Annotated in this window: 9 protein-coding genes and 1 pseudogene; 4 read left to right on the top strand and 6 right to left on the bottom strand. The window is 70.3% G+C overall.

Annotated elements, in window-relative coordinates; translation table 11 throughout:
• Positions 1-499: 499 nt before the first annotated feature.
• Together RKD23_RS39050 and RKD23_RS39045 are read right to left on the bottom strand one after the other, a co-directional pair.
• Positions 500-772 carry a hypothetical protein gene (locus tag RKD23_RS39050; protein WP_424858081.1) on the bottom strand — a complete coding sequence of 91 codons (273 nt, stop codon included), beginning with the start codon at positions 770-772 and terminating at the stop codon, positions 500-502.
• A gap of 62 nt (positions 773-834) precedes the next feature.
• Entirely contained in the window at positions 835-1,446 is a 612-nt protein-coding gene (locus tag RKD23_RS39045; protein WP_424858080.1) for a hypothetical protein, read from the bottom strand.
• 301 nt (positions 1,447-1,747) lie between these two features.
• Here RKD23_RS39045 and RKD23_RS39040 point away from each other — a divergent pair, with 301 nt between their 5' ends.
• Entirely contained in the window at positions 1,748-3,025 is a 1,278-nt protein-coding gene (locus RKD23_RS39040; protein WP_424858079.1) for an XRE family transcriptional regulator, read from the top strand.
• A 1,051-nt stretch (positions 3,026-4,076) separates the two neighbouring features.
• Here the strand turns inward: RKD23_RS39040 and RKD23_RS39035 are convergent.
• The 3 genes from RKD23_RS39035 to RKD23_RS39025 form a co-directional block, all read right to left on the bottom strand.
• A complete protein-coding gene (locus tag RKD23_RS39035) occupies positions 4,077-4,529 on the bottom strand; it encodes a hypothetical protein (RefSeq protein ID WP_424858078.1) in 453 nt (150 codons plus the stop codon).
• Between the two features lie 494 nt (positions 4,530-5,023).
• A complete protein-coding gene (locus tag RKD23_RS39030; RefSeq protein WP_424858077.1) occupies positions 5,024-5,689 on the bottom strand; it encodes a DUF1877 family protein in 666 nt (221 codons plus the stop codon).
• Between the two features lie 120 nt (positions 5,690-5,809).
• Positions 5,810-7,576 carry a hypothetical protein gene (locus RKD23_RS39025; RefSeq protein WP_424858076.1) on the bottom strand — a complete coding sequence of 589 codons (1,767 nt, stop codon included), beginning with the start codon at positions 7,574-7,576 and terminating at the stop codon, positions 5,810-5,812.
• Between the two features lie 180 nt (positions 7,577-7,756).
• Here RKD23_RS39025 and lanKC point away from each other — a divergent pair, with 180 nt between their 5' ends.
• The 3 genes from lanKC (at position 7,757) to RKD23_RS39010 (ending at position 12,478) form a co-directional block, all read left to right on the top strand.
• Positions 7,757-10,318, top strand: a complete 2,562-nt coding sequence (gene lanKC / locus RKD23_RS39020) for a class III lanthionine synthetase LanKC (protein ID WP_424858075.1) — start codon at positions 7,757-7,759, stop codon at positions 10,316-10,318.
• Between the two features lie 106 nt (positions 10,319-10,424).
• Positions 10,425-10,553, top strand: a complete 129-nt coding sequence (locus RKD23_RS39015; protein WP_424858074.1) for a class III lanthipeptide — start codon at positions 10,425-10,427, stop codon at positions 10,551-10,553.
• 104 nt (positions 10,554-10,657) lie between these two features.
• A complete protein-coding gene (locus RKD23_RS39010; RefSeq protein WP_424858073.1) occupies positions 10,658-12,478 on the top strand; it encodes an ABC transporter ATP-binding protein in 1,821 nt (606 codons plus the stop codon).
• Between the two features lie 378 nt (positions 12,479-12,856).
• Here the strand turns inward: RKD23_RS39010 and RKD23_RS39005 are convergent.
• Positions 12,857-13,003 (bottom strand): annotated as a pseudogene (locus RKD23_RS39005) (transposase); the annotation flags it as partial.
• Positions 13,004-13,027 lie beyond the last annotated feature (24 nt).

Raw genomic sequence — 13,027 nt, 5'->3', positions numbered from 1 at the left:
CCTTGTCCACCAGGCTCACGCTGGGGGAACACCGGACCGGACAACTGGTGACTGCCTGAAATCGTCCCGATGCCGAAATCGTCTGCCGGTGACGGGGCTCCGGCCCGCCAGGCAGGAACCACCGCCGGAACACCCACGGCAGCGTCAGGGAACGCGCAAGACTCTTGGAGACCGTCCATGCGACGACCGGCACCTGCCGCAGCCACAGCACCGGCTTGCTGCCTTGTCCGGACCGCTGCACGTTCGGCACCGCCCTCCCCTTCCCAGGGCGTGATCAAGCGCCCGCTGGGGCCCGTGCGGCGGGGCTGCCGGAACTGGCGGCCTGCGCTGTGCCGGTCCGGCAGCCCCCGGAGCCCGCCGCCGGGGGTACGTTCGGCGGGCTCGGTCGAGGTGCGGCCAGGCGTAGAGTGAGGGGCCTCGCCGCACCAGATGGCCAGTGACCGCTTCCGTGACCCGAATGGGGGGATTGCGGTCCCGCAGGGCCCAGGGGTCGTACGGGTCACCCATCCGTTCTGCTGATTTCCTGCAGGGCCTGCCTCGCCTCGTCTGCGTCGAGTGGGAGGGCAAACTCGCGGAAGGCGACGGAGATGACGTCCTGCGTCGTGGGCACCTGCCCCTGGAGGGCACGGTTGACGGCAAGTCGTGCGGCTCCGAGCGCAAGGATGGCCGCCCGGCTCGTGCCGTCGAGACCGTCCTCGTAGAGCGCGGCCAGGTATTGCTGCCACGTCGCCCCGGTCCATGTCGGCGGCCGAACGCTGCGGGACACAGGCATCACAGCCTCCCGAACGGTGTCGTGGCCGTGGGTGCTTGGGCCATCGATGTCGCCCACCCGCCTCACACGCGGCGCTGTGCTGAATCGGCACGACCGAAGGAAGCGGCCGGCTGTGCGAGTGCAGCGATGAGGCCTGGATGACACAGCAGGCCCGGTTCGCTCATCGGGACCGCCCAGTACGCCTCACCGTTCGTACACGCGGTGCGGCGCACAGGCGGCACCGCGATCCACGTCCCTGGCTCCAGCGCCTCGCACCCAGGGTGCCGCCGGCTTTTGCCGGCGCTTCGGGGCACCAGCGCGTAATAGGAGCGCTGGCCGTGGTCGGCGATGACTGGGCCCCCGGCCAGTGACTCCGCGAGGAAGGCGTCGACCACGCCGGCGGTGCTGCTGCCTGCCGCCGCCCGGACGGTGTCGCCGGGAATGCGTACCGCGGTGAAGCGGGCGCCGCAGCGCAGGAGCGTCAGGGCTCCTTCCTTCCAGGCCGACCGGGACTGGGCGACGTCGGCAGCCGCGGTCAGCAGCCAATGCTCGACGGCCAGGGTCCTTTCGGCTCCCGTCGTCACAGCCGATGCAGTCACCTCAACGGGGGGCGTCCACGCCGCTTTTTCCCATACTTCCGGTGTGAGCAGAGGTCGGGCAAGCTCCACGTCTGACGGCTCCTCGGCAGTAGTCATGCCCGGCAGGCGGGCAGGTCATCGCCGACCGGGACTGGTTGCTGCTGCCAGGGTGAACGTTTCTGTGACGAGCCGCTTCCCCAGGATGGGTACACCCACGGCAGGGACACACGCATTTCGGCCAGCCGACAGTCTGACGCCGGCTCACCGTCCGCGCTGGTCGTCGATGCCACTGCCACCAGCAGCACGGTGTGGGTCCAGGATGAAACTTTCCTGAAACGACCGCATCCTGTGTGGGTGCCCTCACGATGGGTACAGATCGCTCTCGGTGATCGGCCAGATTCTGCGAGCAGGAAGTGCGATGACCCACCAGCCCCCGACGGCACTGCCCCAAGACTTATTGACCGACCCGGAGATGCAGGACGCGCTCGCGTCGCACGACTTCGGGACGGTGTTCCACCTCGCGCGAACGCGCGCCGGTCTCAGCTACTGCCGGATCGCCGCCGAGTGCGATCTCAACCCCAGCCGGGTCGGCACGCTGGCCAGGGGCGAGGGAAGGATCACTTCGTTCGGCAAGATCGCACAGGTCGCCGATGCCCTCCGGATCCCCGGCCGCATGGTCGGTCTGGCGCCCCGCCCCTGGGAAGCAACCACACCTCCCCCTCGTCTTGCCGGCCATGCCGCCCCCGTCCCCGCTCTCAACCCGCCCGGTGCGCCCCAACACGTCTGCCTCGACTTCGTCGACGAACTGCACCGGCGCACCTCACGCCTGCGTCGTCTGGACGACGTCCTCGGCGGCGTCGAGACCTACCCCGTCTACCTGGCCGAATACCAGACCACCCGTGTGCTGCTCCGCACTTCCACGTTCACCCCGGAGTCGCGCCGCCGCACCATCGCACTGCTTGCCGAGCAGGCACAGCAGGCAGGCTGGGCTGCTTTCGACGCGGGCCGGACGGGGGAAGCCGCAGGCCTGTTCCACGTAAGCAAAGACGCGGCCCTCGAGGCCGATGAAGGCGCCCTCCTCGGCAACGCATTCGCCTTCCTCGCCTATCAGACGCCTGAGCCGAACACCGCGGTCGAGATCGCCACGACCAGCTGCGCAACCATTACGTCCGGCACTGCGGCCGGCGTCCAGGCGCTGCTCCACGAGCGGAAGGCATTCGTCTGCGCCGTCGCGGGCAGGGCCGACGAGGCCACGGCCGCGCTCGACGCCGCACGTACGGCCCTCCACGACCAGCGTGACGGGCAACGCCAGCCGGACTGGGCGGCCTGGGTGAACCACACCGAGCTGGACATCATGACCGGCCGATGCTGGACAGAACTCCAGCGTCCCTTACGCGCCGTCCCCGTCCTCACCGACGCCCTCTCCCGCTGTGACGACACCCGCGCCCGGGACAAGGCGCTGTTCATGTCATGGCTCGCGAAGGCCTACCTCACCGCAGGCGAAGCCGAAGAAGCCGCGGTCGTGACCAGCCGGGCACTCGACCTGTCCGCCGGCGTGGCCTCCGTACGACTTCAACAGCGCCTCGCCCCCGTCCTCACGCAGATGGTCGAGCACCGCCACCTCACGACCGTCCAGCAGGTCCTGACCAAGGCAGCCGGAATCTGGGAGGGTTGCGGAAGTACGACGGACGGATGACCGGGGCGGCCCATACCGCCGCCCCATCGAGCAGCCGCCCCGGGGCGCCACATGCCAGCACCCCAGCGCTCGACTGGTCACAAGCCAGATTGCAAGGTCCCACACGCCAGTGATCCTTCTTTTCTGCGTCCGGTGAGCGGGAAGCAGCTGCGCCCGCCTCGTACGGTGCGTTTCGAAGAACGGGTGAATCGCGACTCATCCGGCAGGCATCCGACAGCGCCGTGGTGGCCAAGGACGTACGACTCTTGACTGCGCTGGTTCCATGACCGGCACAACGCCCGCTTCACAGAAACGGTTCTCTGGCAGAGATGAGAACAACCGTGGTTGCGCGCTGGGCGGCGGTGACGGTACGCGAGCCGAAGAGCTCAGAGGCTTGGAGGGCGGAGAGGGTCGCAGTGGCATGGGTGACGGTTTTGGGGTATGCCGCGACTCTGGCGCGTTCGCCGGACGCAAGGCGCCGTAGCACTGGGGTGGTCGGGTTGCCGTTCGACATGCGCAGGTCGAAGAGGAGCTAGATGTAGCCCTCGGCTTCAAGTCGGCGGTTCTCACGAGGCGTTGTCCCCCTACAGCGCCCGGACATCCGGGCCGGCGACCTCCGCCGGCTGGGAGGACGAGGTCACCAAAAGGCTCGGTACGACACACCGGTCGAGACACCCGCCGAACCGAGCAGCTCCATCCCAGCGACCAAGCCCAGGACCCATGAGTATGGCCTCACCGTCTCGGTCCGGTGGCCCTCGCACCCTCCGGGACGAACGTCATACGGCGTTCCCCTCAATCTCGCCCAGCCGATCTGCCGCTCCCCCCTTGAGCAAGATGGCACCGGCGGGGATGGCCGCTGCCAGCCGCACCTTGTCTGGATCTGGGCGAGGGCTTGTTCCTCGTCCTGCGGGGCTCCACCTGGAGGTGCGCACGGGCGTACCGCAGCCAGCGGGCTTCGCAGTGGAAGCCGCGCGTCGCCTGTCTGACGGCCAGGCACTTCAGTTTCGAGCGGCTGAGTCCGGCAGGGGCGGTGCGGTCGCTGTCAGATACCGCCGCCGGACGGCGGCGTGCGTCATGCCACGGTCAGGCGGGCGGCAGCCTCGTGCAGGACTTCTTCGACCACGGCCGGCTCGTTGAGGGTGCCGGTGCCGTCCGGCGGCACCAGCCAGCGCGTCCCGTGCGCGGCGCGGTCGGGACAAGGTACGCAGATCCAGGTGCCGAAGCCTGCGCCTCGGCTCGCGTTGTGGGGCGGTCGGTGATCCGTCGAGCCTGGCGGGACGAAGAAGCCGATCCGGGTGCCGCCGATGTCGGCCAGGACAGGCCCGGGCATCTCGACGCGCCGGCTCAGCAGGTCGAAGGCCGAGTAGCCGAGCCGTCCGGGGACGAGCAGGACGTCCCAGCGCAGGCCGGCCGGGAGCAGCACGGTCGCGAAGGGATTGTCCTCCCATTGCTCACGGCAGGCGCGCGGATCGGGCGCGACCGACGCCAGCCATTCCGTCGCCGTCTTCGCACTCGAATCGTTCACGGGTCCACGTCTCCTTCGTGCCGGCCGCTCACCGCGGCGTCACGAGAGAGAGGCGTCCACGTCATGGGCATTACGCGACTACGCCGAGCACCCTTCGAGCGAGGGAGTCGGTGAACATCCGTGCGACGTCAGACCACTTCTGAAGACCGATCGTTGAACCTCCGGCGCAGGGCGCCGGACGACGGCGGGATCCTTCGTCCGGCAGGTCCTCTTGCCGGTGACTGGTTCGGCCGCCCACTCGGAGAGTTCGAAGGCCTGGCGCTTTCGTCGCTACGCGACTACGCCCACGCACTGCGCGATCGGCACGGCGAAGGAACCGTCACCAGTGCGCCATAACTTCCCGGCATACCGCCGCAGCCGTCGGACGAGCAGCTCAAGACCGGGCCCACGGGCCGAGACCGACCAGACTGATCGTGTACTCGAAGAAGTCGCCGCGCATCACGGGCCGTCACCGCCGGTCGCCCTACCGCCGACCGTCTGCTGTGACCGATGGCTCAGGCATGTACGCCGTTCCCGGTCTCCAGCCATTTCACGACCGCGTCCCCACGGACGGCGGCCGTCGCATAGAACACGGTCAGGTTCTCATGGGCCGAAGCCAGAACCTGACGCTTGTGCTCCTCAGGGCATGCGGTTCCCGTCATGAGGTTGTTGCGGGCGCACTGCCACAGCACTTCGAAGTCCGCGGTGGCGAGGTAGGCTGCGACCTGGGCCGTGCGTCCCGGAGTCAGCAGCAGGAACGGCGCCTTGCGGGGATCGGGGTGAAGGATCGGCCTCCCGCCGAGGACCACCTGGGCCTGCGGGCCGCGCGCCACCTCATGGGGCGGCACACCGGTGTACAAGACCTCATGGTCGAGGTAGCTGCCGTCCAGGACTTCTTCACGGTGCCTGCCCATCCGTCCCCGAACGGCGTTGGGACCGTCGTCGAACAGTCGCCGCATCCAGGTCGCACTGTTGCGCAGGGCCGGGGGCGGCACAACGCGGAAGTGGAAGTTCGTATTCATTGTCCGTTGAAGCGCAGCCCGCGGGGGATCTGTCACTTCGCACACCAGTCCGCGCCACTCGGGTTCGGGCGGCGGCGCCGGACACGCGCGGTCGGTCATCGCCCAGGCACTGCCGGCCATGCTGAGCCCGATGCGAGCCGAGATGTCCTCGGCCGTCACCGCCGCCGCCGTGCCCGCCCGCCCACGGGACACGGCGGCCACACCATGTGGAGCACAAGGACTGCGAGGGGCGGGACCTCATCACCGGGCTTCTCCTGCCGACGCCCAGCCGTTGTGTCGTTAAGCGGTGCCGGGCAGGCCGTCCTCGCGTACGCGCTGAGCCAGGTCGATCTTGGTGTACGCGGGCCGCCCGGCCAGGCGGTATTTCGCCTTGACGCGGTTCAGGTAGTGCTTGGCGGTGTTCGGTGTGACGCCTGCCCTGCGCGCTGCGGACTTCAGCGTCAGGCCGGAGGTGTAGTCCAGCAGGATCTGCAGTTCCTTGGGGGCGAGCCGGGGACCGGGCAGGCGAGGGGCGGTCGGGTGGGGCGGTCGGTCGGCCAGTCGGCTCAGCCAGTGCGGCAGCTGGTCGGGGGCGAAGTCGTGGGAGGAGACCTCGGGGGGTCTGCCGCATCGGTAGAAGTCGTCCCTGATACCGCCGTGGATGGTGAAGCCGAGGCCCCGGACCAACGTCTGGTAGTCGGGGTTGGCCGTGGAGACGATGAGGCGGCCGCCTTCCACCGCGTGGCGCAGGATGTGGCGCAGCAGGAGAGCCCGGACGGGCGTGGCGGGACAGTGGGCGGCTCCCAGGAAGTGGCCGCCTGACTGCGCCGCGTCGGTGTGCTGCTGGAGCAGGGGCTGGAGGGTGTCCGCCGTCCTCGGGGTGACCGGCATGAGGCTGGCGAGGCCGAGAATCCTGCCGTCGGGATCGCACGCGACGCGGAAGGAGGTGATGTCCACGCCGGCCCAGCTCTCGGTCAGCTGGTCGCAGCGTCGGCGGTCGAAGCCGCTGTGCACCGCCCACTGACGCATCAGCCGTCCGATGCCGTCGGCGTCCTGGTCACCGGCCGTTCGGATGTGAACGCGGCTCTCTCGCGCGGGGAAGAGTTCCTTGCGCAGCAGCGGGTCCCCGCTGAGGAACAGGCCTTCTTCGGCGAGATCGGCGCGAGGTCCGGACTGGTCGGCGGTGGCGAGTGCCGCCAGGCGGTAGTCGCGGGCACGCGTGCGGGTCGTCCTGTGCGACTGGGGCTTGCGCCACTGATAGGCCAGTTCGAACAGGGCCCGGTACGGCTCCACGAGCTCCAGCCCGAGACGGCCGCGCCGGATGACGCTGAGGGCTGCCAGGGAGGTGAAGTGGTCCGGGCCACCACGCAGCAGATGCTCGTCGCCGGTCCGGACGGTGGCGAGCTTGCGCAAGGAGTGCTGCCACTGACGGCCCGGCAGCTCGCGGATCAGCCGCCCGAGGACCTCCTCCGCCACCCGGTCGGCCACCGCGCCCGGATCGGTCGTGCAGGCGCCCGAGGCAAGGGCACGGCAGGCGGCGTCGGCCAGCAGCGGGATACCGCCGGCGAGGCGGGTCACGAAGGCTCGCGCATCGGGGTCAAGAGCGGCTGCCCGCAGGCCGATACGGCCGTCGCAGGCCGGGCCCATCGTGACCGTCACGGCACCGGCGTCCGTCCACCGGGGGTCGGCGGCGAGAGGCATCCGGCTGATGACGAGGACGACCGGACGCGGAGTGGGTCCCAGCGCCTCGCGAAGAGCCTGTCTGCGCCGACTGCTGTCCGCGCTGTCCACCACCAGCAGCCGTAACTCCGAGTCGGCCAAGGCCCGCTTCAGAACGTCGAACCAGTCCGGCCCGTCGAGATCCACCCATGCCGCGGGCCCGATCCCCGCCGCCAGCCGGCTCTTGCCCACTCCCAGCGGCCCCGTCAGGTTCACCAGCCGGTTGCCGGCCAACGCCGACCGCAGGTCCTCGGCCACGACGGGCATCGGTGTGCCGGTGACGCTCACGAACTCCCCCTCGAACAGCCGGACGGTCGTTCCCAGCGCGCAGGACTGTACCCAGATCACGGCCCGGTGCCCAGACCCGTGAGCATATGGGATCTTCACGAATCATCCATGAGATGGAGGGTTCGTGTGGCGGACGGCAAGCCGCCCAAAAGGGCGGGTTCAGGCGGGAGTTGGCTGCTCATAGTGTCCTCCGCAAGCGCCGGGACCAACTCCCGGAACGCACATCTGTGGGGAGTGGACGTGCTCGACTTCTGGCTCACCATGGCGGACGACGAGTTCTACGTTCCGCTGGAACGCGCCCATGAGGTGGGCGAGCGGTACGCACCACGGGGCGTGCCCGACGGCTGGACCGGCACCGCCGACGGCGTGTGGAGGCACTGGCAGCCGGCCGCACCGCTGATCGCGCGGCAGGGCTGGAAGGTGCACGTCTCCACCACGCAGGCCAGGCTCCAGCACACCCTCGACACCGTCGCCGGGGTGTGCTTCGAGGAGAGGCTGGCGTTCAAGCACCTGGCGGCCCAGCTGTTCTTCGAGGCGTTCCACCACAAGCACGCCGCCCGCTCGCAAGCCGGCAAGTTCTGCGCCGTCTACCCGCCCGACGAGGACACCGCCCGCCGGGTCATGGACCGGCTCGCCGTGGAGCTCAAGGACGAGGTCGGACCGTATGTGCTGACCGATCGCCGCTACGGCGACACCGGAGTCGTCTATTACCGGTACGGCGCCTACCTGCCGCGCTCAGTCGTCCAACTGGACGGGACCGAGGTGCCGTTGGTCCGCGACGGGAACGGCAACGACGTACCCGACGTACGCGGCGCCCAGTTCGTGCTCCCGGCCGGGATCGACGACCCGTTCAGCCCGCCGCCCGAGCAGCACAACGGCCCCATTCTCCTCAACGACCGCTTCGAGGTCACCGAGGTCATCCGCCACAGCAACGGCGGCGGCACCTACCGGGCCACCGACACACACACCGGCCAGGCAGTGTTCGTCAAGGAGGCACGCGCCCACAACGGGCTGATCGGCGACGGCACCGACTCCCGCGACCGGCTGCGTCACGAGTACGCGATGCTGGAGCGGATCCACGCCCAGGCGCCCGGCCTGTGCCCCGAGCCGGTCGACTACTTCACCGAGTGGGAACACGACTTCCTCGTCGCCGAGTTCGTCGAGGGAACCGGCTTCCTGCAGTGGGTCGCAGCGAACACCGTGATGGGCCGCATCGGCATCGACCCACAACGCCATGCCGAGTACTTCGCGCAGGTGCAGCGCGTGCTCGCCGCCCTGCGGCGTGACATCGACCGGCTGCACGCACTCGGGCTGCGCTTCGGCGACCTCAGCCACGGCAACGTGGTCGTGCGGGACGACCTCACCGTCCGGCTGATCGACTTCGAGACCGCCACCGCCCTCGAGGACAAGCCGTCCCCGCTCGGTACCCTCGGCTACAAGCCGCCGCGGGCGCTCGCCGAGGCGGGCGTGGAGGACGACGAGTACGGATTCAGCGGTCTGGCGCTGTGCGCGCTGTTCCCGCTGAGCCAGCCCCTGGAGCGCGACCCCCGCGGCCGGGCCGCCCTCTACCGGCGGGACCTCGAACAAGAGGTGCCCGTCCCCGACGAGCTGTGGCACACCGCGACACGCCACCACGGCACGGCGGCTCCCGAGATACCCGATCCGGCCTACGAGTTGCCCACCGCGGCCGAACTCGACGACACTCCCCGCCAGTCGCTGGCCGTGCTGCGTGAGGGCATCACCGCCGGACTGCTGGACATGGCCCGACCGGACGGCCGGGACTGGGTCTTCCCGCCCTCGCCGCGCGGCTACGCCGTGAACAGGCACTGTCTGGAGCACGGCACCGCCGGTGTCCTGCACGCCCTGCACCAGTCGGGCGTGGAGATCCCCGCCGAACTGACCGACCGCTTCCGCCGTGACGCCCTGGCCGTGGCCGGAAAGCTCGCGCCGGGTCTGCAGATCGGCACCTCGGGCCTCGCCTGGACGTTGGCCGAGCTGGGCTTGTACACCGAGGCGCAGGACGTCCTCGACACCGCCCTGAACCACCCACTCGCCCTTGCCTCGGCCCATCTCGCGCACGGCGCCGCCGGAATCGGACTGGTCCACCTCGACCTCCACGCCCGCCTCGGCGACGAACGCCGGCTGACGGTCGCCACCAAACTCGGCGACGCCTTCACCGGGGAACACCGCGACCACGTCCTCGCCGACGCCGGCACCCCGGGCCTGGCCTCGGGACTGGCCGGAACAGCGCTGTTCCTCCTCGAACTCGGTCAATACACCGGCGAAGCGCGCTATCTGAAGGGCGCCGTCTCGCTCATGCACGCCGAACTGGACCGAGCCGTGGACAGCGGCGCGGACGGCCTGCTCTTCCGGGACGACACACAGACGCGCATCCTGCCGTACCTGTCGATGGGCTCGGCAGGAGTGGCCACCGTCCTCACCCGGCTGGCGGCGGTGACCGGCGACGAGCGCTGCGTGCGCGCGCTGCCCGAGGTACTGCCCATGTGCCGGCTCACCTGCGCGGCGGAACCCGGCCTGTACACGGGCGTCAGCGGCTGGGCGTACACCCTGGCCGAACACGCGCAGCACAGCGACGGCGCAGAGCTGGACACCGCCGTGCGCGTCGCCACGGGTCTGGCCAAATACGCCATCCGTCATCCGCGCGGACTGCGCCTCCTCGGCGGCGGCGAGGAGCGGTACCACGCCGACCTGGGATCCGGCAGCGCCGGCGTGCTGCTCGCCCTGGCCCGGATCCTCGACGGCCCGCGGGTGCGGCTGCTGCCCGCACCACACATCCCCTGATCCCCGGAACCGGCCGCCGTCCAGGCGCCGGCTCCGGCTCCCGCCCCGCTCCCCCGCGGGCGCGGGAAACCCATCGAGCACCACCGACACGAAAGGACGGCACATCATGAACGCGGTTCTCGCGCTGCAGGGTCTCCAGGAGAACACCAAGGGCTTCGAGGCCCCCGGCATCTTCGGCATGGGCAGCCTGGTCAGCTACTACAGCTCCTGCTCGACCACCTGCCAGCCCAAGTAACACCGCCGGCCCGGGCGGCATCCGGCGCCACGCCGCCGGATGCCGCCCGGCGTCCCTTCTCCCCGCCCCGTACGTCACCGCAGTCCGATGGGACGACACCACCGATGGCCGACACCACCCCGTCACCCGACGCCGCCCCTTCCGGGTCCCTGCGGCTGACCGACGTCCTGACCCAGTTGCGTTCCTACGCCGCCCCGCAGCGGTGGAGACTGCTGACGGCGGCCGTGCTCCTGGTGACTGCGGGAGCCATCGGACTCGCCCAACCGCTCGTCGTACAGCGCCTGTTGGCCGGTGCCACGCCGTTGCGGGGAGCGGGCTCCCTGCTCGCGCTCCTCCTCGCCCTGGTCGCCCTCGGCGCGGTGTCCTCCGCCTTCGGCCACTATCAGCTGACCACCGCCGCCGAGGGTGTCGTGATGGCTGCCCGTCGGCACGTCACCGCCCATGTCCTGCGGCTGCCGATGACGTCGTTCCGGCGCCGGACTCCTGGTGACCTCCTGGCCTGCGTGACCGCGGACACGACACTGCTGCGGCAGGTGGTGCTTCAGACGCTGGTGCAGGCCGTCACCAGCACCATCATGATCGTGGGCGCGGTGCTGCTCATGGCCTACCTGGACGCCGTCCTGCTGGGGGCCAGCGTGCTCGCCCTGGCCCTGCTGCTGGGCTCAGTCAGCCTGATCATGCCCCGGATCCGGCAGGCATCGCTGGGTGCCCAGAACTCCATCGGCGACATGGGCGCCGTACTCGACCGGGCCCTGACGGCCTTCACCACCGTCAAGGCCTGCGGAACCGAGGAGCACGAGACGCGCCGGGTCGCCGCCGCGGCAGATGAGGCCTTCCGGCACGGCGTCGCCCGGGCCCGCTGGGACTCCGCCGCCAACGCGATCGCGGCGCTCGCCGTCCACCTGGTGTTCCTCCTCGTCCTCGGCGTCGGCGCCCTGCGGGTCTCCTCAGGGGCCATAGACGTCGCCACCCTGGTCGCGTTCCTGCTGTACGTCCTCTACCTCGCCGAGCCGGTCATGTCACTCGTCGCGGTCGGCGCCTACTTCCAGACGGGCCAGGCGGCCATCCAGCGCATCGCAGACATCACCCGGCTCCCCCTCGAACCCGAACGCGCGGCCACTGCCACCGGCCACCACACCCACGCCACCCGCTCGGGAACCCTGCCGGACGCCCTCGTCTTCGACCGCGTCACCTTCACCTACCCCGGCACCGACCAACCCGCCCTGCGCGACTTCACCCTCACCGTCCCGCCGGTCGGCCTGACCGCCCTCGTCGGCCCGTCCGGCGCCGGCAAGAGCACGACCCTCGGGCTCATCGAGCGCTTCTACGAGCCCGAGTCGGGCTCGATCCGCCTGCACGGCACCGACGTACGCGACTGGCCCCTGCGCGACCTGCGCGGCAGCATCGGATACGTCGAGCAGGACGCACCGGTGATGGCCGGCACCCTCCGCGAGAACCTCACCTACGCCACCGGTGACGTGACGGACGACGAACTGCACGAGATCCTCGACCTCACCCGGCTGCGGCCGCTCCTGCGACGCCTCGGCGACAACCTCGACGCCCCCATCCAGTACCGGGGTGTCTCGCTGTCGGGCGGCGAGCGCCAGCGCATCGCCATCGCCCGGGCCCTGCTCCGCAAACCCCGCCTGCTCCTCCTGGACGAGGCGACCTCCCAACTGGACGCCGTGAACGAGGCCGCCCTGCGCGAGGTCGTCCAGAGCCTCGCCACCCGCATGGCCGTACTCGCCGTGGCCCATCGTCTGTCCACCGTCCGCAGCGCCGCCCGCATCGCGGTCGTACAGTCCGGCTCGGTCAGCGCCACCGGCACCCACGCAGAGCTGGTCCGCACGAACAGCCTCTACGCACAGCTCGCGTCCCACCAACTGATCGGTGCTCCGACGACGACGGCCCACGCCGCCGGGTGAGGGCGACAGGACCGGGGAGCTCCCGGGCATCGTTGCGCCAGGGGGCGACGCAGCAGAGGGACGGGACCTCTGACGGACGCCGGCATCCCTACCGAGCCCACAGACACTGATGCGTGCTTGGCGTACCGGTGGCCTGCGGGTGGAATTCGACTGGGGTACACGCCGTTTCAAGATCGTGCCGCCAAAGTCCCGCCTCGTGCCTACCTCACACTCGCGTATCGGCGTCGCCCCCGTATACGCCGCGGCTTTGACGTTTTCAGGACTGCTCGTCACGGGGGTGGTCGCCGCGCAGCCTGCGGCTGCCGCTGACCCGTCCGGCAGCACGCGGGCGGCGGTGCGGTCGCCGGTGTCCGCGGCAGTGACCATCTCCCCCAGACCGAGCGTGTCGACCACGACGTGCCGTTTGCGGCCGTTGACCAGCTTGCCGCCGTCGAAGCCCCGACTGTCCGCCCCGGCCACCGCGTCCGCCTTGACCGACTGCGAATCGATCACGCCGGCGCTCGGCTCCGCGTCGCGGCCCACCATCAGGCGGGCCCTGGCGCGCAGCCG

Source organism: Streptomyces sp. SAI-170 (genome assembly GCF_049739565.1).
Taxonomy (GTDB): Bacteria; Actinomycetota; Actinomycetes; order Streptomycetales; family Streptomycetaceae; genus Streptomyces.
The sequence above is the reverse complement of the archived record's forward strand: the minus strand, read 5'-3'. Positions and strand labels throughout refer to the sequence as shown.